17 protein-coding genes are annotated in these 17,976 nt (G+C 47.4%); all 17 read right to left on the bottom strand.

Annotated features, from left to right (window positions below):
• Positions 1-84 precede the first annotated feature (84 nt).
• Positions 85-1,113 (bottom strand): tRNA dihydrouridine synthase DusB, encoded by a 1,029-nt coding sequence (gene dusB, locus KCTCHS21_RS00470; RefSeq protein ID WP_130604631.1) that lies wholly within the window; start codon positions 1,111-1,113, stop codon positions 85-87.
• 4 nt (positions 1,114-1,117) lie between these two features.
• Positions 1,118-1,627 (bottom strand): 2-amino-4-hydroxy-6-hydroxymethyldihydropteridine diphosphokinase, encoded by a 510-nt coding sequence (gene folK, locus KCTCHS21_RS00465; RefSeq protein WP_130604630.1) that lies wholly within the window; start codon positions 1,625-1,627, stop codon positions 1,118-1,120.
• A gap of 7 nt (positions 1,628-1,634) precedes the next feature.
• Positions 1,635-2,027 carry a dihydroneopterin aldolase gene (gene folB / locus KCTCHS21_RS00460; RefSeq protein WP_130604629.1) on the bottom strand — a complete coding sequence of 131 codons (393 nt, stop codon included), beginning with the start codon at positions 2,025-2,027 and terminating at the stop codon, positions 1,635-1,637.
• 2 nt (positions 2,028-2,029) lie between these two features.
• Entirely contained in the window at positions 2,030-2,884 is an 855-nt protein-coding gene (gene folP, locus KCTCHS21_RS00455; RefSeq protein WP_130604628.1) for a dihydropteroate synthase, read from the bottom strand.
• Positions 2,881-3,765, bottom strand: coding sequence for an aminodeoxychorismate lyase (pabC, locus tag KCTCHS21_RS00450; protein ID WP_130604627.1), 885 nt, complete (start codon positions 3,763-3,765; stop codon positions 2,881-2,883). Before pabC ends, folP begins: the two co-directional genes overlap by 4 nt.
• Positions 3,762-4,343: an aminodeoxychorismate/anthranilate synthase component II gene (pabA, locus tag KCTCHS21_RS00445; protein WP_130604626.1), complete on the bottom strand. Its 582-nt coding sequence runs from the start codon at positions 4,341-4,343 to the stop codon at positions 3,762-3,764. Before pabA ends, pabC begins: the two co-directional genes overlap by 4 nt.
• A complete protein-coding gene (locus KCTCHS21_RS00440; protein WP_130604625.1) occupies positions 4,327-5,910 on the bottom strand; it encodes an anthranilate synthase component I family protein in 1,584 nt (527 codons plus the stop codon). Before KCTCHS21_RS00440 ends, pabA begins: the two co-directional genes overlap by 17 nt.
• 359 nt (positions 5,911-6,269) lie before the next feature.
• On the bottom strand, positions 6,270-7,211 hold the full coding sequence (cysK, locus tag KCTCHS21_RS00435; RefSeq protein WP_130604624.1) for a cysteine synthase A: 942 nt from the start codon (positions 7,209-7,211) through the stop codon (positions 6,270-6,272).
• A gap of 148 nt (positions 7,212-7,359) precedes the next feature.
• Entirely contained in the window at positions 7,360-8,301 is a 942-nt protein-coding gene (locus tag KCTCHS21_RS00430; protein WP_157993900.1) for a peptidylprolyl isomerase, read from the bottom strand.
• Between the two features lie 16 nt (positions 8,302-8,317).
• Positions 8,318-9,199: an Hsp33 family molecular chaperone HslO gene (gene hslO, locus KCTCHS21_RS00425; protein WP_130604622.1), complete on the bottom strand. Its 882-nt coding sequence runs from the start codon at positions 9,197-9,199 to the stop codon at positions 8,318-8,320.
• Positions 9,200-9,256: 57 nt separating this feature from the next.
• Complete coding sequence (locus tag KCTCHS21_RS00420) at positions 9,257-10,021, bottom strand: type III pantothenate kinase (protein ID WP_130604621.1); 765 nt, start codon at positions 10,019-10,021, stop codon at positions 9,257-9,259.
• Positions 10,018-10,920 (bottom strand): carboxylating nicotinate-nucleotide diphosphorylase, encoded by a 903-nt coding sequence (nadC, locus tag KCTCHS21_RS00415; RefSeq protein ID WP_130604620.1) that lies wholly within the window; start codon positions 10,918-10,920, stop codon positions 10,018-10,020. The genes KCTCHS21_RS00420 and nadC overlap by 4 nt, the downstream gene beginning before the upstream one ends.
• The gene (gene nadB / locus KCTCHS21_RS00410) at positions 10,913-12,529 is read right to left on the bottom strand and encodes an L-aspartate oxidase (protein ID WP_130604619.1); all 1,617 of its coding nucleotides are present in this window, start codon (positions 12,527-12,529) and stop codon (positions 10,913-10,915) included. Before nadB ends, nadC begins: the two co-directional genes overlap by 8 nt.
• Positions 12,530-12,665: 136 nt before the next feature.
• On the bottom strand, positions 12,666-13,604 hold the full coding sequence (gene nadA, locus KCTCHS21_RS00405) for a quinolinate synthase NadA (RefSeq protein WP_130604618.1): 939 nt from the start codon (positions 13,602-13,604) through the stop codon (positions 12,666-12,668).
• Between the two features lie 238 nt (positions 13,605-13,842).
• Positions 13,843-15,843 carry an ATP-dependent zinc metalloprotease FtsH gene (gene ftsH, locus KCTCHS21_RS00400; RefSeq protein ID WP_130604617.1) on the bottom strand — a complete coding sequence of 667 codons (2,001 nt, stop codon included), beginning with the start codon at positions 15,841-15,843 and terminating at the stop codon, positions 13,843-13,845.
• A gap of 91 nt (positions 15,844-15,934) precedes the next feature.
• Positions 15,935-16,474, bottom strand: a complete 540-nt coding sequence (gene hpt / locus KCTCHS21_RS00395) for a hypoxanthine phosphoribosyltransferase (RefSeq protein WP_130604616.1) — start codon at positions 16,472-16,474, stop codon at positions 15,935-15,937.
• A gap of 56 nt (positions 16,475-16,530) precedes the next feature.
• On the bottom strand, positions 16,531-17,961 hold the full coding sequence (tilS, locus tag KCTCHS21_RS00390) for a tRNA lysidine(34) synthetase TilS (protein WP_130604615.1): 1,431 nt from the start codon (positions 17,959-17,961) through the stop codon (positions 16,531-16,533).
• Positions 17,962-17,976: the final 15 nt, after the last annotated feature.

Genomic DNA, 17,976 nt, shown 5'->3' with positions numbered 1-17,976 from the left:
TATTGGTACTGATTATATTTCAACCCCTGAAAAATGTCAATTCGCGGAAAAGGAGAGCCTAGGAACAGCTGCAACCGCTTCATCTTAGTGTACGACGATTTCACTCGCTTCAGAAGCTTCTGCTGCCATACGCTCTAACAATTCATCGACCGTTCTGACATATTCATCAAGCACGGAAACGACTGCAGAACGACTGGTCAAATCCATGATTGAATTTTTCACCACTGCAGAGTCAGGTAAGCCCTTCAGATACCACGCCAGATGCTTGCGCATTTCTCTCACTGCAACGATCTCTCCCTTGAGATCGGACAAACGGTCCAAGTGCAGAACAGCAATACGTATTTTCTCAGCTGGAGATGGATCTGGAAGCAATTCTCCGGTCGTTAAATAGTGAACTGTACGATAGAGCATCCAAGGATTCCCTAGTGCACCGCGTCCAATCATAACTCCGTCACAATTCGTATGCTCAAGTAAGCTCTTTGCATCCTCTGGTGAGAAGACATCGCCATTGCCGATAACGGGTATTTTAACCGCCTGTTTCACGTCCCTTAGAATGTCCCAGTTTGCTTTCCCCGTATAAAGCTGCTCACGGGTTCTGCCATGAACACTAACCGCTGCTCCACCTGCACGTTCAACCGCTTGGGCATTTTCAACTGCATAAATATGTGCATCATCCCAGCCAATACGCATCTTAACAGTTACTGGTTTTTTCGCCGCATCTGCCGCGTAGGATACCATCTCGTATATTTTTTTCGGATCTAACAGCCAACGTGCACCTGCATCACACTTAGTCACTTTCGGCACAGGGCAGCCCATGTTGATGTCAATGATATCGGCATTCGTATTCTGGTCAACAAACTTCACGGCCTCGACTAAGGACTCCTTGTCGCCTCCGAATATTTGTAAGCTAAGTGGCTTCTCCCGCTCATCTACGAATAGCATCTCCAGCGTCCGCTGATTACCGTGTAGAATCGCCTTATCGCTTACCATTTCTGCGCAGACGAGACCACAGCCGAATTCTTTGGCGATAAGTCGGAACGCCGGATTACAAACGCCAGCCATAGGTGCGAGCACAACATTGTTATTCATTGCTACATCACCGATCTTAAGCATTTCCTTATTCCTCCTTTCGTAGCCCTTGGCCATCCCATTCGGCGAAGCGCTTAATTCCTTCTTCTTCCCAAGTAAAGGCCGACAGCTCCGTTTCCCACGGAAAGCTTATATCCTGCGACCATATTTCCTTAAGCGGCACTAACACAAAAGCCCGCTGTCCCATTCTGGGATGCGGGAGTATCAGTTCTGGCGTCTCCATCGACACCTCTCCGAAAACCAGTAAATCCAAATCTATGTTTCGCGGACCCCAACGTATATCTCTCACACGGCCCATTTCCTGCTCAATAGCTAGTAATCGACGCAGCAGAGTAACAGGGTCTAGCTCCGTACCCAGACTAACTGCCATATTGAGAAAAGAAGGCTGATCTGTATATCCGACAGGGGCGGTCTCGTACACAGCGGAAATACGGTAAACCTCAAGCTCAGAATCAGCTTGCAGCCTGCGTATCGCTTCCGTCAGAGACGATTCTCGCTCACCCAGATTAGCGCCTAGCGCGACATATGCTTCAAGCATTTATTTCTCAATCCTCTACAGGTACGATGTTCCCATTGGAATCCCTCTGTCTACGGAATTCCACAGTGACTCCGTCAAAGGTAATATCGAACGGGGGATTCGGTTTGGTTACCGATACCGTTGCTTTAATGATACTAGTATACGTACCGAGTAGGGTCGACGCAATCTTTTCAGTTAGCGTCTCAATCAGCTTGACCGGAGGTCCTTCCACGATACCCTTAACAATAGCATGGACTTCAGCATAATTAACCGTATCCTCGACATCATCCGTAAGCGCAACACGGCTTAAATCTATTCCCAAATCCAAATCCACATAATACTTCTGACCTAGCTTATTTTCCTCAGGGAAGACCCCGTGATATCCATAAAACACCATTTTTTTAAGTAGCATTCTGTCCATACTCATCTTCCTTTCTCTGCTTGACGATACACAATTGCATCAGTCATCGTTGCTAACCGTTTCATCTGCCGCACATCATGTACCCGCATAATCTGACAGCCTTGTACAATTCCTAGAGCCGTAGTTGCTCCAGTCCCCTCCAAAGCTTCATCTGCCTTTACATTCAGAGTCCGCTGAATAACGGACTTGCGAGATGTGCCTAATAGCACCGGGAACCCTAATCCGACTACTTCGTCTAATCGTCCCATTAGCTCCAGATTCTCGTCGTAATCCTTGGCGAAGCCAATGCCCGGATCTAACCAAATATGAGCTTCTGCTACACCAGCATTTTTAGCCAATTGTACACTTGTCATTAAATCCTCTAGCACATCAGGGACGAAGTCAGAGTAATTTCTATCCTCACGATTATGCGTTAAAATAGCAGGGCATCCAAACTCCGCAGAAACCTTGGCCAATTCAGGATCCCGCTTAAATCCCCATACATCATTTACGATATGAGCTCCCGCTTCCAATGCTTGACGTGCAACTTCCGCTTTGTAAGTATCCACGCTTATCGGAAGCTTCACCTGATCTCGCACTGCACGAATAATCGGAATGATCCGCCTTAATTCCTCTTCCAGAGAAACTGGGTCATGACCAGGTCTTGTCGACTCTCCACCGATATCAATTATATCGGCCCCTTCGGCAGCCATTTGCTTTGCCCTCTCGACAGCCGACTCCACTGCATCGAAACGACCACCATCTGAGAAAGAATCCGGCGTGGCATTCAATATCCCCATAATGAGTGTCCTTTGTCCTAATTCCAGCTTCAAACCATCACGAAACATATAGGTACGATTGTAAAAGGTTGGATTCATTGTGTATTGTTCCTCTCGGCAGCTTCACGATACTTGGCCATCAATCCATGGGTAACTACTCCTACTGAATTACATCCCCCTGGATTAAGTCCTCGCCCACCAATGTTCTCGACCTTCGTAACAGGAACGATTTCCTGAATCGAGTTCGTTAAGAATACCTCGTCGGCATACAATAGCTTATCCCAGGCGTACAAGCCCTGCTCTGTTTTAATACCCATTTCCGCCGCTAGCTCAAGTACATATTCTCGTGTAATTCCTTGCAGCAATCCCGTTTCTGCAGAAGGTGTATATAACACTCCGTCCGAAATCCAGAATACATTGCTGACAATTCCTTCAACTACGTTCCCTTTATGATCCAAGAAAAGCCCTTCCGTTCCAGGTCTAACACCCGCACTATTTAGTTCCCTCTTGGCATTAATATTATTCATATAATGAAAAGATTTTAATCGCGCGTCACCTTCCGGAGTGCTACGGGGAAGCTGCAATAGCCTCAAAGCCTTCCCCTTACGGGTTGATGGGTCGTCCGCCGCTAGCTCCTTAGCATACACAATCTCTGCCGGATGATCATAAGCTTCAGACGGAAGCCCTATCGCACCTTCACCAGCAGTAACAGACCAACGGATATAACCGTCGGCTAACCCATTCGCTCTAAGAAGCTCTGTCACAGATTGTTCCATCTTGGGCAAATCTGGGGTGTAAACAATCCCGAGGCTTTCGCAGCCCTTCATCAGCCTATTGGCATGCCTCTCCAATAACCAAGGCTTTCCGTTATACGTCCGAAAGGTTTCAAACAGGCCCATACCGTACAAAAAACCGTGATCAAATACGGAGATCACGGCATCTTTGCTGTCTGTCAATTGTCCGTTTAAGAGCACCTTCATGCTCTTAAGCCTGACTTATTGCTTAAAAAATTACGAAGAATCGTTAATCCGTGATCGGTCATAATAGATTCCGGATGGAATTGAACACCTTCCACTACGTACTCTTTGTGCCTAAGTCCCATAATTAGGCCGTCCTCGGTCTCCGCACTGATCTCTAGGCAGTCCGGCAAAGTATCTCGTTTAACAATGAGGGAGTGGTACCGCGTCGCTGTAAAAGGAGAAGGGAGCCCCTCAAAGATCGTCCGGCCATCATGAGTAATTTCGGATGTCTTTCCGTGCATAAGCTGGTCTGCACGTATAACATCCCCTCCGAAAGCTTGTCCGATGGCTTGATGACCCAAACAAACTCCGAATATCGGAATTTCGCCTTTGAATCGATCCAGAAGCGCTAAGCTAACTCCCGCCTCATTCGGCGTGCATGGACCCGGTGAGATAAGGATATGGTCCGGTGCAAGCTTGGAGATACCCTCTAGATCGATCTCATCATTGCGGTGTACGACAATCTCTTCACCAAGCTCTCCCAGGTACTGCACCAGGTTATAAGTGAACGAATCATAATTATCAATAACTAGAATCATGTCGATGCCCCTGCCCTTCACTGTACTGTACAGCTTTCCAAAGCGCCTTGGCTTTGCTTAAGCTTTCGTAGAATTCACGCTCCGGGTCCGAATCGATGACAATACCGGCTCCCGCTTGAATATGACAATAACCGTCTTGAACAGTAATTGTTCGAATAATTATATTAAATTCCATATTGCCACTATAGTCAATCCACCCCATCGAGCCCGTATACGGCCCTCTACGGGTTGGTTCCAGTTCCTCGATAATTTCCATAGTGCGAATCTTCGGTGCTCCTGTAATAGTCCCACCAGGAAAAACAGCCGCAAGCACATCCAACGTATCTTTCCCATCAGCCACTCTTGCTTCCACCTGAGATGCCAGATGCATCACGTGTGAATAGCGCTCCACTGTCATCAGCTCTGGAACCTTAACCGTTCCATACTTGGCGACCCGACCGAGATCATTACGCTCAAGATCGACAAGCATGACATGCTCTGCTCGTTCCTTCTCATTGGAGACAAGCTCCTCCTCAAAAGCGCGATCTTCCTCAGGAGTCTTCCCACGGCGACGAGTACCGGCAATCGGGCGAGTAGATAGTTTCCCATCGTCTAGCTTAACTAACAGCTCTGGAGAAGCGCTAACCAAGGAGAAGGATGGTGTACGAAGCAGTCCCATGTAAGGCGACGGATTAATGACCCTTAGCCACTCATAGATTACTTCAGACGACACATCGATCTGACGGCTTTGACGCATAGATAGGTTCACTTGGAACACGTCGCCCTGCCCAATATATTGCTGAATGCGCTGCACAGCTTCCTGAAATTCAGATTTACTCAACGAAGTAGACAGCCCAGGCAAGCTTTCTACATCGATCTGCAGCTGATCCGCTTCCATTCTGGAATGCATCTGTTGCTTACGCGCTATTTGAGAGGCTGTCCGACTAGCGGAAAGCCAGCCTGTCCATTGCTGTTCCATTTCCAGGGCACGCTGTTGGGCCGAAACAAATAACTGCTCCAATGCAGAAGGCTCAACATTCGCCCCATGATGAGTATGAACTGCACAATATACGACATTCTCTTTATGATCAGCTACCCAAAGCTGCTCGAACCGTTGGAATACATATTCCGGTAAGCCTAGATCATCCTCTGCCGACACAGGCAGCTTCTCCAGGCTACGCACAACATCATAGCTCCAGAAGCCTAAAACGCCACCAATGCAATCCGGTACTCCTTCCGGTCTAGGTCCGGTCCACGGATGCATCCACTTCCTCAGTAGCTTTGTGGGGGAGCCCTCCATCTGACTGACCTTAGTCCATCCCGCTCCATTCCCGCGTTGCTCCAGAATGCGCGCTTGGCCATCCTTGCCTTCGATTACAGACACTGGACGCAGGCCCACTATCGAGTATCTTCCACCTTTGCCGCTTTCCAGCAAGCAAGCATAGGACGATGCTTGCTCCCATACGAGATCCCAGAATGCCGGCAATAACTGTTCCGATGCCAGCTCTATTTTACGTACATAAGGAAGCAAGGCATATTTACCTTCTTCGCTCCACCGTTTCCATTGCGCTAGTGAGATAACTTCCATGCTACTACTCCCTCAACATTCTCTTAATAAGCAGAATACCACAAAAGTCATCAGCATGCTTCTAATGGATGTGCTTCAGCATTCGGGATGGCTAATAAAGCATTGTTGGCGAAACTGAGTAAACCGGCGATCCACACATCCGCACATCGCCTGCTGCTCCCCGGACTGCGGTGATTGGAGCAATAGCCATAAATTATATGGTTACTAGCCCACTGAGACGAGAAGAGACGAAACGAGAGGAGAGTAAGTGTAGGCGCCAAGCGGAGGGAGATTTAATCGTGAAAATTCTAAACAGCACAAAAAACCAGCCAGACATGCAATAAGCATGTACCAGCTGGTTTCTATACTAAAAGGAAATATTAGTTGTCGAAGTTAAACAGAGGAGTGCTCAGGTAACGTTCGCCGTTAGAAGGAACAACAGCTACAACGCGTTTGCCTTCGCCAAGCTCTTTAGCAACTTTCAGCGCAGCGAAAATAGCCGCACCAGAAGAAATACCTACTAACAGGCCTTCTTGCTTAGCTACTGCACGAGCTGTTTCGAATGCTTCTTCGTTCTCGACAGTTTCAATTGCGTCATAAATCTCACGGTTTAGAATATCAGGAATGAAGTTAGCGCCAATACCTTGGATTTTATGAGGACCAGGGCCACCGCCGGAAAGCAAAGGAGATCCAGCAGGCTCAACTGCAACGATCTTGATGTTCGGGAAATTCTGTTTCAGCACTTCACCAGCACCAGAGATAGTTCCGCCTGTACCGATACCTGCTACGAAAGCATCGATTTTACCATCATAGGAATTAATAGCTTCTACGATTTCAGGACCCGTTGTTTCACGGTGGATCTTCACGTTAGCTTGGTTTTTGAATTGCTGTGGCAAGAAGTAATCGGCATTTTCCTTCACGATTTCTTCTGCTTTCTTAACAGAACCGTTCATGCCTTCGGAGCCCGGTGTAAGAACTAGCTCTGCACCATAAGCACGAAGCAGGTTGCGACGCTCAATACTCATTGTTTCTGGCATAACCAGAATCGCACGGTATCCTTTCGCTGCAGAAACCAATGCCAATCCGATTCCTGTGTTACCACTTGTTGGCTCAACGATTGTAGTAACGCCTGGTTTAATCAAGCCTTGCTTTTCAGCTTCTTCAATCATGCTGATCGCAATACGATCTTTAACGCTAGAGCCTGGATTCTGATATTCCAATTTAACGTAAATTTCTGCGCTGCCTTCAGGTACGATACGATTCAAACGAACGAGTGGCGTATTGCCGATAAGCTGAGTAACATTCTGAACAATCTTTGCCATTGGACTTGTTCCCTCCCAAAATATACGGCTGTACGCCGCATCAATACGTTAATCCGACTAATTCAGTCGGCTTTTTGTTTGCTTTCATCTTAACAAACCCCAAAGAGGATTGTCAATAGTATGTTCCTATAATTCCCAACCATAACGTCTAAGGCCTCAGAGCTGGCTCCTTAACGTTCGCCTGAAACTTGATTAACAAAGCCTCTTCCATATCCTTCAGAGAAATAGCCTTCCCAAGAGCCAGCTGTTTTCTCACCTCAAGCCGGATCACTTCTTGTGACTTTAACTGAGCTTCGCTTCTCGCGTTCAATTTCACAATAAAGTAGCCTTGGTCAGTTTGGATCGGACCATTCACTTCTCCTACTTGCATTGATGCAATAGCCTGCAGCACCTCAGGCGCTTCGAATGGATCATGCTCCTCCACCCATCCGACCTTGCCGCCTTCATTAGCTGTAAACTCGTCTATAGAATATTGACGTGCCAACGCTTCAAAGCCAGCACCCGCAGCTAGCTGAGAGAGCAGCTCATTAGCCTGTTCCTTCTTCTGCACAATAATCTGTGCAATATCATACTTCTTGCGAGGCTCATATTCCTCCCGGTGATCTACTAAATACTGATCGATCTCCGAGTCCAACACGGTAATATTTCGAATAGACAGCTTCTCAAGCAACAAGCGGTAATGAGCATCCTCGCGAACCTCTTCCCGACTCATCCCCAATTGCTCTTTCATCGCTGCATAGAACTGGGCTTCATCCTCGTACCCTTGTTTCATAAGCTGTAGCTCTTGTTCCAGCTCTTCATCAGCTACACTGATAGCAAGCGATTTCGCCTCCTCGTTCACAGCCGCAAAGAGCATCATACTCCTTAGTGTCTGTGAACCATACGACGATATCAGTCGATCAAGCAGCTGCTGACGGGAGATGGATACATCCCCTACTGTTGCGACAATATCCTCCTTAAGAGGAGTATCCTTAACATTACTGTCGCTAGGAGTGGCTAGGGGAGAACTTGATTGACAGCCTGAAGTCATGATCATGGTTGCAGAGAGGGCCAGCAGTACGAGCGGCTTTAGCCGTATCGTCTCCCTCATAAGTATCATCCCTTCCTTAATCCTTATCGGAAAGACTATGCAAGGCTTGCAGCTCTTCAGCTTCGAACAAATATTTCTCATTGCAGAAGTGGCAGTGCAGCTCCGCTTGACCGTCTTCCTCTATCAGGCTGAGGATTTCTTTCTTACCAAGCGTAATAAGTGCCTTCTCAAAACGCTCACGTGAGCATTTGCACTTGAATACCGGCTCGATTGAATTATGTATCGTCAAATCTTCCCCAACGAGAAACTGCAGAATCGATTCCAGTGTTTCTCCTTGATCGAGTAACGCTGTCACCTGTGGCATGTTTGCAACTGCCTGCTCCAAGCGAACGAGCTGATCATCTGCTAATCCCGGTAGCACTTGCACGATATATCCACCCGCATGTAGCACAGATCCGTCTGCATCTACTAGAACACCCAATCCCACTGCAGAAGGGCTTTGCTCGGAATCTGCGAAATAAAGAGTAAAATCTTCTGCAAGCTCCCCGGAAATAATGGGAACACTGCCCCGATAAGGCTCTTTAAGTCCTAAATCCTTAGTAACATGGACAAAGCCTGAGCGTCCAACCGCACCTGCTACGTCTAATTTACCTTGATTATTACTAGCAAGATGAACTTCGGGATGGTCAACATAACCTCTAACTTCTCCTGCCGCATTAGCATCAACGACAATTTGACCTAGTGGGCCGTCACCCTTTACTTGTACCGTTAGCTTCTCATTGCCTTTGAGCATAAATCCCATCATAGCAGATACGGTCGCAGTACGACCCAAAGCTGCTGTTGCAGTAGGGAAAGTTCCATGCCGTCGTTGCAATTCTCCAACTAATTCAGTCATGCGAGCAGCAAATACCCGTATTCCATTATTCCATGCTGTACCACGTATTATTTCGTCCTTCATACTACCAAGCCCTCCCTCAGTAAACCACAAACCTTTGTCATAGCTGAATATTTATTTTTACCCATTACGCTCATATACAATCCTCAATCCTTCTAACGTCAACAAAGGATCAACCTTTTCAATCGTTTCCGACTCGCCAGCAATTAGCTCAGCCAAGCCCCCAGTTGCAATGACTCTAGGCTGTACGCCAAATTCCTTGCATATTCTTCTTACAATTCCATCAACCTGGCCTGCATAGCCGAAAATAATACCCGCCTGCATAGCTGCAACCGTGTTGCGACCAATGACTGTTTTTGGCTTTGCAAGCTCAATCCGAGGTAGCTTCGCTGCACGTTGGTACAAGGCCTCTGCCGCAATGCCGATACCTGGAACGATAGCGCCACCTAAATAAGCACCTGAAGCATCGATATAATCGAAGGTCGTCGCTGTTCCGAAATCTACAATAACCAGTGGAGTGCCGTACTGCTCGATTCCCGCTACCGCATTCACGATCCGATCCGCGCCGACATCCTTAGGATTTTCATAACGAATATTTAAGCCCGTCTTAATGCCAGGTCCGACAACCAAAGCTTCTTTACCAACATATTTGACGAATAGCTGCTCCAACACGCTCATAATTGGCGGAACCACACAGGATAAAATAACGCCCTCAATTTGTTCTGCTCGAACACCAGCAAATTGAAATAGATTGCTAATTAGTACGCCATATTCGTCTACAGTAGAGGAACGATTCGTGCTTAGGCGCCAATCATGCGTTAAAATATTTCCTTCGTATAAGCCTAATACGATATTGGTATTCCCGACATCTACTACTAGAATCATATCGGTACCCCCTGCTGCTTCTTAGCATTCAGATCCAAGCTTATATCAAGCGCTAGAAAAGAATGAGTCAAGCTCCCAACCGATATGATGTCAACGCCACTCCGCGCTACGTCTGCCACTCGCTCAGGTGTAATCCCACCGGAAGCTTCTAGGACAATATGTGGAGCCATACGCCGCACAACCGTTACAGCCTCTGCCATCGCAGCAGCCGTCATATTATCAAGCATGACGATATGCGCCCCAGCATGAACCGCTTCTTCAGCCTCTGCTAAAGACTCAGCCTCTACCTCAATCATCATCGTATGGGGAATACGGGATTTCGCCGCATGAACTGCCGCTGTAATCCCTCCAGCTGCTTTAATGTGATTATCCTTGATCATGACAGCATCATACAAACCGAAGCGGTGATTAGCTCCACCACCGACTCTAACTGCATATTTCTCAAGTGTCCGATGTCCTGGAGTAGTCTTGCGGGTATCGGCAATCTTTACAGCCTGCCCCTGAGCAGCTTCTACGTATTCGTTAGTTTTGGTTGCAATACCCGAAAGCCTCTGCAATAAGTTGAGCGCCAGTCTTTCACCCGTCAGAATGCTATGTGTTGAGCCTTCAACAATGGCTAGAACCGTACCCTTTTCCACTCTAACTCCATCTGCTACCTGAGCATTAAACTTCAAATCTTTATCTATGACCTCGAAAACAAGCCGCGCTAAAGGAATACCAGCAAGAATGCCCGACTGTTTAGCATGGATAATTCCGCTCGATACATGACCCAGGGGTACAGTCGCCATTGTTGTAGCGTCTCCCGAACCAATGTCTTCCGCCAACCAAGAGCGAAGCTGATCTTTCACTGCTTCAATTGCAGGACCACCGATTGTCCAATCGCTTTCTCGTTCAAACATCGTCGTCGACCCTTTCTGTACGAATACCTTTTTCCCGGTTCAATATCGTGTGTGTACGCCAATTCAAATCATCCCTCTGAGGATAATCTTCCCGATAATGACCGCCACGACTTTCTTCACGATTGAGTGCTCCCTCGGTTACAAGGAATGCGCAGGTCAAGAGATTAGCATATTCCAATTCCTCTTTCTTAGAGAGACACAGCTGAAACAATGGCAGCTGCTTCTTTAACTCCTCTAGCCCCTTAAGAAGTCCGGCACGATCTCTTCGTAATCCAGCGTAGCGAACCATTCCCTTCTGAAGCTTCAGGCGGCGCTCGATAAGTGCACCCGTCAATGCAGCATTCCTATCTAAGCCTAAGCCATTGTCTGCAGAAGCCTTTGCTGGGGTAAGCTTGTTTACAGCATCTACGATACGTTGTCCGAAAACGATAGCCTCCGACAATGAATTACTTGCAAGCCGGTTAGCGCCATGCACTCCAGTCGAGGAAGCTTCACCACAGGCAAAGAGACGATGAATACTAGTCTCGCCATGGAGATCAGTTTTGACTCCACCCATCATATAATGAGCTGCTGGCGCTACAGGTATCCAATCCGTCGTCATATCGAGTCCATAATTTAAGCAATATTCAAATATCGTCGGAAAACGATGCTTAATTAATTCAGGGCTTTCATGCGTAATATCAATATAAACATAAGTAGACTTTGTCGTTTCCATCTCGTTCACAATTGCACGAGCCACAACATCTCTAGGAGCAAGCTCTAGCTGAGGATGATAATTTTCCATGAATCTGTCGCCATTAATATTGCGTAAGAATGCACCCTCGCCGCGAACGGCCTCCGAGATAAGAAATCTAGGCGCACCAGGATAACAAAGAGACGTCGGGTGGAATTGATTAAACTCCATATCCCGAATATCAGCACCTGCACGGTAGGCCATAGCCACCCCGTCACCGGTTGCCACCTCAGGATTAGTCGTATACCGATAGAGCTGCCCGGTGCCCCCTGTACAAAGCACAGTAGCTCGTCCGAATACAGCAACGCGAGATCCGTCTGGCTTCTGAACGAGCGCCCCCCGACATTCCCCGTCCTCCGTCAACAGATCCAGCACAAAATGATCGTCCCACAGCTCAAGAGTCGGATCAGATTTGACCTTCTCCGCCAATGCACGGACGATCTCAAAGCCTGTGGCATCCCCATTAGCATGGAGTATACGACGTTGGCTATGAGCACCTTCCTTCGTCAGAGCGTACTGGCCGTCTTCTTCATCAAAGTTGGTGCCGTATCTAATAAGCTCCTGTACCCCATGAGGCCCTTCATGAACAAGCACATCGACTGCTGCGGCATTACAAAGACCTGCTCCAGCAATCAATGTATCTTTAGCAAGAAAATCGGGAGAATCTTCATCGGAAATTACCGCAGCAATTCCGCCTTGCGCATAGCGGGTGTTGCTATCGAATAAGGACTTCTTAGTTATCATTAATACCCGCTGCGTCTCGCTGGCCTTTAGCGCCGTATATAGTCCGGCGATGCCGGCCCCAATAACGATCACGTCCGTCTCAATGCGAGGAAGCTTGTCTAGATCAAAATCAACAACGTACCTTGGAATCATGGTTATTTTGTCCCCACTCAACAGAAGAGTAGCACAAGCTGCTTGAACGATTAGAAAGCATCGGTAGGTTATACCTCAGCTTGTCTAATCGTCAGATATAAACGTCTGCAGCTGTCCATTGGACAGCTTAGCCGTTTTACTTTACTAGCAGCATGCGCTCCAGCGATAAACGAGCCTTGTCCGCGACATCCTGCGGTACATATATTTGCGGTTGCATCGTCTCTAAGGCTTTAACAACCTTCTTCAGGTTATTAACCTTCATGTTCGGGCAGACGAGAAATTTCGATGCGAAATGAAAGGATTTATTAGGACTATCCAGACGAAGCTGATATCCTGTTCCGTCCTCCGTACCTACAATAAACTCTTGATGACTGGATTCCCGACAATGCTTAAGAATACCCGTCGTACTGCCAACGAAATCGGCCATTTCAACGACTTCCGGACGGCATTCTGGGTGGACTACGAATTCCGCATTCGGATACTTCGCCCGCATCTCCTCGACATCCTTAATAGTCAACATGTCGTGGGTGTTGCAGTAGCCTTCCCAAATAATCATCTTCTTGTCAGTAAATTGCTGCACATAATGCCCAAGGTTCTTATCTGGACACCAGATGACTTCATCGGCATCAACTGAATTGACAACGTTGACCGCATTAGCGGACGTACAGCAAATATCCGTTTCCGCCTTAACGTCAGCAGAGGAATTAATATAGGTAACGACTTTAGCATTCGGGTGCTTTGCCTTTAATTCCCTAAGTCCAATCGGATTAACCATATCTGCCATTGGGCAGCCTGCACGTTCGTCCGGAACGAGCACGGTCTTATGTGGAGCCAGAATCTTAGCACTCTCTCCCATAAAATGTACACCACAGAACACGATGACATCCGCATCTGTTGATGCCGCTTTCTGAGCTAGCAGAAAAGAATCTCCGCGAAAATCCGCGACCTCCTGTATTTCATCACGCTGATAATAATGAGCGAGAATAATGGCATTCCGTTCCTTCTTAAGCTGCATAAGCCGTTCGCGTAGCTCGCGATTTTGTTCTGCTTTACGCTCTAGTGCCAAAGCCTCCATGCTTAATCTCCTCCCCTAGATGAACCGATAGTTTGTGAATCAATGCACAAACATGGCGGGATCGTTGTCTCTATTGTGGACGAAAACGAGTTCGTTCATTAACAACTAATTTACACTTGCCAAGTAAGGCTGTCAATTCATCTTGCACCGATTGTAAGCCCTTTTTTCAGGATATTAAAACGGGATGTTCGCCAAGCGCCGTTACAGCGCGGGAACATCCCGTTTAATGAGTACCTTATTATTTAGGCTCTTCGGAGCCGTCATCCTTGCGCGAATCCGGTATAGTCGGCAATGGCTCGTCATCACGGGTTTGAATCCGCACCTTGACATCGCCAATCGTATCCACAATCGGTTCAGCTTTGGACTCCTCGTCGTTAGAGGATGGTTCCTCAACGTTAGCTACGAAGATACCCTTCTCGATCAAAGTCTTGATCTGTTCGAGATCAAGCGTCTCCTGTTCAAGAAGCGTCTTAGCTAACAAATGCATCTCTGCACTCTTCTCGTTAAGGAGCTTCCTAGCACGATCATAGCAATCACGAGTAATGCTCTGCATCTCTTGGTCGATCTCATAAGCAATGGCATCAGAATAGTTCTGTTCATGTCCGATGTCACGGCCTAAGAATACCTGACCTTGGGAACTGCTACCGAACTGCATAGTTCCGAGCTTTTCACTCATTCCGTACTCCATGATCATTGCACGTACGATGCTTGTAGCTGACTTAAAGTCGCTATAAGCGCCCGTACCAATTTCTCCGATAAAGATTTCTTCGGCTGCACGACCTGCCAGCAAGCCTGTCACTTTATCAAGAAGCTCTTGCTTAGTCACAAGCATACGGTCTTCCTTAGGAAGCATGATGACATAACCGCCTGCACGTCCACGTGGAACGATCGTTACCTTGTGTACCGTATCCGCATGCTCAAGGAAGAATCCAGCAATTGTATGACCCGCTTCATGATAAGCGACAATACGCTTCTCACGATCGCTAATGATACGGCTTTTCTTCTCCGTACCTACGATAACACGGTCAATCGCTTCATCGACTTCTTGCATGGCGATATCTTTCTTATTACGACGTGCAGCAAGCAAGGCTGCCTCGTTGAGTAAGTTTTCCAGATCAGCACCTGTAAATCCAGTTGTACGTTTAGCAATAGTGCCAAGACGAACATCTTTATTCAAAGGCTTGTTGCGAGCATGAACCTTCAATACTGCTTCACGGCCCTTAACGTCTGGACGATCAACCGTAATCTGACGGTCAAACCGGCCTGGACGAAGCAAGGCTGGATCAAGAATGTCTGGTCTATTCGTTGCAGCAACGATAATGATACCTTCATTGGCACCGAAGCCGTCCATCTCTACGAGAAGCTGATTGAGTGTTTGCTCACGCTCATCATGTCCACCACCAAGGCCTGCGCCCCGTTGACGACCAACAGCATCGATCTCATCGATAAAGATAATACATGGCGAGTTTTTCTTTGCATTCTCGAACAAGTCACGAACACGGGATGCCCCGACGCCCACGAACATTTCAACAAAATCAGAACCAGATATAGTGAAGAACGGAACGCCCGCTTCACCCGCTACTGCACGAGCAAGCAACGTTTTACCTGTACCTGGAGGACCGACGAGGAGAACACCTTTTGGAATGCGTGCGCCAAGCGCCGCAAACTTACGGGGATCCTTCAAGAACTCGACAACCTCGACCAACTCTTGCTTCTCTTCATCCGCTCCGGCCACATCCTCGAACGTGACCCGTTTCTTCTCTTCATTATAGAGACGGGCACGACTTTTGCCGAAATTCATCACCTTACCGCCGCCGCCTTGTGCCTGATTAATCAGGAAGAAGAAGAGAACGAACATGATGATGAAAGGGATAATAGAGGTCAAGAATGTCAGCCAGAAGCTTTGTCCCGGCATTTTTTTAATGTTAACTTCAAAGTTTTTCTCTAACCCAATCTGAGTAAGCTGTTGAAGTGCGTAATCGGCATAAGGCGCACGGCCCATGAACGTTTCGCCCTTCTCATTAGCGGCCTTAGGCTTATATTCACCTGTTACTAAATAGGTGCCGCTTTGAATTTGCAAGGTCAGTTCCTTAACATTGCCCTGCTGGACTGCTTGAACAATTTGATTGTAATTCAGTTCCTTGGTCGTATCCTGCTTCCCAATGAAAAACTGAACAATCCCAACCGTTACCAAAAAGATAAGTAAGTAAAACCCTGTGTTCCGGATGAACCGATTCATCCCCGACCTCCTCTCGACACGCTTACATCATTTTACCATAGCCTGTCTTGGCATCACAATAATAACGCACCACCGTATGGACGGCGAGCTCTTAAACCGTATAGACTTCCGGCTTGAGCACTCCGACATAAGGCAAATTGCGGTATCTCTCCGCATAATCAAGCCCATATCCAACGACGAATGCATCAGGAATACTAAATCCGGTGTAGTCTGCGTTCAGGTCTACTGTACGGCGTCCCGGTTTATCGAACAGAGCCACCACGTTAACGGACAACGCATTGCGGCGCTCCAGGACATCGATCAAGTAGCTTAGGGTCAATCCACTGTCAATAATATCTTCTACAATAAGGACGTCTCTACCTTCAACTGATGCGTCTAAATCTTTAACAATTCTGACCTCACCAGAAGATCTTGTGGAATTGCCATAGCTCGATACCGCCATGAAATCAAGCTCAATAGGGATATCGATATTCTTGGACAAGTCCGCCATAAAAATAAAAGCGCCCTTCAGTACACAGATCACAAGTGGATTGCGTCCCTCATAATCACGACTAATCGTCGCTCCGAGCTCCTGTACCTTCTGCTGTATTACTTCTTGCGAGTATAGAACTTCTTGAATGTCGTTGTGCAAAAAAGGTACCTCCCAGTGATTATTAAACGGTATGATGACTTTACTCCGATCATGCCCTAGTTTTCAATACTGACCAACCTAATCAACAAGGTTAATCGTGTATTTGGAGTAACAAGAGCGTGACTCGAGCGCCGCATTCCCGGTATCCATAACACGCGGTTGTCTCCATCCACCAGAATGGGAATTTTATCGCGACGGGAACGCGGAACTTTGGCATCGATGAACATATCTTGCACTTTTTTAGTGCCGTTTAGTCCATAAGGCTGTATAAGATCTCCCGGCATGCGACTTCGAATTTGAATGGGAAACTTAATTTGACCTGCGTCAAAGGATGCTTCCTGCAAACCCGACCGCGCATAGGGAATGAAACCTTCTAGATGCTCCAGTATAACTCGTTGTCCTGCTTCCTCGATAAGAACTTCACTCGCCGTGTCAGTAATGGTATAAGAAAAACCTACCTCTGACGGAAAGCCCTGACCGATATACACCTCATCATATTCCCGCTTAAGCACCCATCCATCTCCGATGTCCAACTGAGTAGTCGTCGGATGTTCGCGTACAAGTGCAGTAAGAATTTCCTCCACATGTTGAAAATCCAACATCTGGCGAGGGTTAGCAGAACAATTTAATATTAATTTAATCAATCTGCGTTGTAAAGCGATGTGAAGGCCGCGGAACCATCGTCGCTCTAACCGGAAGCCCTCTCCATATGGAGTTACCTTCTCCTTGAACGCCTGAAGGGTTTGGTCTTGCATATAATCGTCATCCGCCGCTGCCATAGTAGCAAGTCTAACCAATGATTCTTTAAGCTTGGGATTATACTGCTCTAGCAACGGCAAGAGATCTAACCGGACAGCATTGCGGAAATAATGTCGGTCGACATTGCTGCTATCAACCGCGTAAGGCACCCCGTTTCGCTTACAATAATCTAGAAGCTCACATTTGTTAATACGCAGCAAGGGGCGAATCAGTTCCAATTGTTCATCTTTTCGTCTGGCAGGTATGCCAGCAAGCCCGCTTACACCCGTTCCTCTGATGACTCTCATCAGTACGGTTTCGGCTTGATCATCGGCATGATGTCCCGTCAATAAGTAAGAACAAGAATGCTTATGAGCAACCTGCTTAAGAAATTCATAGCGCTTTTCCCTAGCCGCGGATTGGGTATTCATGCCAGTATCTAATATATATGCTGGTACATTCAGCTCTGCTGACTCGAAAGGCAAACCCCATTCCGCCGCCAAACGACCTACCATAGCCGCCTCAGCATCCGACTCCGCTCCGCGGAACTGGTGATTGACATGCGCAACAATGATTCGGAAGGGCTCTTCCTCCGCCATTGCTCGAAGTATATGTAAGAGAGCCATCGAATCGGGACCTCCGGAAATCGCTGCAACGACAGCGCTATCCCCTTGCCACCAGCCGTCCGCCCGTGCTTGTGCCATTATGTGAGCCTTCCAGTCTTCCTGCTGTTGCACTTGCACAGTCATTACTCCTTTTTACCC

This window comes from Cohnella abietis (genome assembly GCF_004295585.1).
Classification (GTDB): Bacteria; Bacillota; Bacilli; order Paenibacillales; family Paenibacillaceae; genus Cohnella; species Cohnella abietis.
This window is presented reverse-complemented; position numbering and strand designations above follow the sequence as displayed.

Bases quoted from the DNA above. Each gene is read 5' to 3' on its own strand.
- dusB (WP_130604631.1), bottom strand. From the start codon at position 1,113: ATGCTTAAGATCGGTGATGTAGCAATGAATAACAATGTTGTGCTCGCA.
- folK (WP_130604630.1), bottom strand. From the start codon at position 1,627: ATGCTTGAAGCATATGTCGCGCTAGGCGCTAATCTGGGTGAGCGAGAA.
- folB (WP_130604629.1), bottom strand. From the start codon at position 2,027: ATGGACAGAATGCTACTTAAAAAAATGGTGTTTTATGGATATCACGGG.
- folP (WP_130604628.1), bottom strand. From the start codon at position 2,884: ATGAATCCAACCTTTTACAATCGTACCTATATGTTTCGTGATGGTTTG.
- pabC (WP_130604627.1), bottom strand. From the start codon at position 3,765: ATGAAGGTGCTCTTAAACGGACAATTGACAGACAGCAAAGATGCCGTG.
- pabA (WP_130604626.1), bottom strand. From the start codon at position 4,343: ATGATTCTAGTTATTGATAATTATGATTCGTTCACTTATAACCTGGTG.
- KCTCHS21_RS00440 (WP_130604625.1), bottom strand. From the start codon at position 5,910: ATGGAAGTTATCTCACTAGCGCAATGGAAACGGTGGAGCGAAGAAGGT.
- cysK (WP_130604624.1), bottom strand. From the start codon at position 7,211: ATGGCAAAGATTGTTCAGAATGTTACTCAGCTTATCGGCAATACGCCA.
- KCTCHS21_RS00430 (WP_157993900.1), bottom strand. From the start codon at position 8,301: ATGAGGGAGACGATACGGCTAAAGCCGCTCGTACTGCTGGCCCTCTCT.
- hslO (WP_130604622.1), bottom strand. From the start codon at position 9,199: ATGAAGGACGAAATAATACGTGGTACAGCATGGAATAATGGAATACGG.
- KCTCHS21_RS00420 (WP_130604621.1), bottom strand. From the start codon at position 10,021: ATGATTCTAGTAGTAGATGTCGGGAATACCAATATCGTATTAGGCTTA.
- nadC (WP_130604620.1), bottom strand. From the start codon at position 10,920: ATGTTTGAACGAGAAAGCGATTGGACAATCGGTGGTCCTGCAATTGAA.
- nadB (WP_130604619.1), bottom strand. From the start codon at position 12,529: ATGATTCCAAGGTACGTTGTTGATTTTGATCTAGACAAGCTTCCTCGC.
- nadA (WP_130604618.1), bottom strand. From the start codon at position 13,604: ATGGAGGCTTTGGCACTAGAGCGTAAAGCAGAACAAAATCGCGAGCTA.
- ftsH (WP_130604617.1), bottom strand. From the start codon at position 15,843: ATGAATCGGTTCATCCGGAACACAGGGTTTTACTTACTTATCTTTTTG.
- tilS (WP_130604615.1), bottom strand. From the start codon at position 17,961: ATGACTGTGCAAGTGCAACAGCAGGAAGACTGGAAGGCTCACATAATG.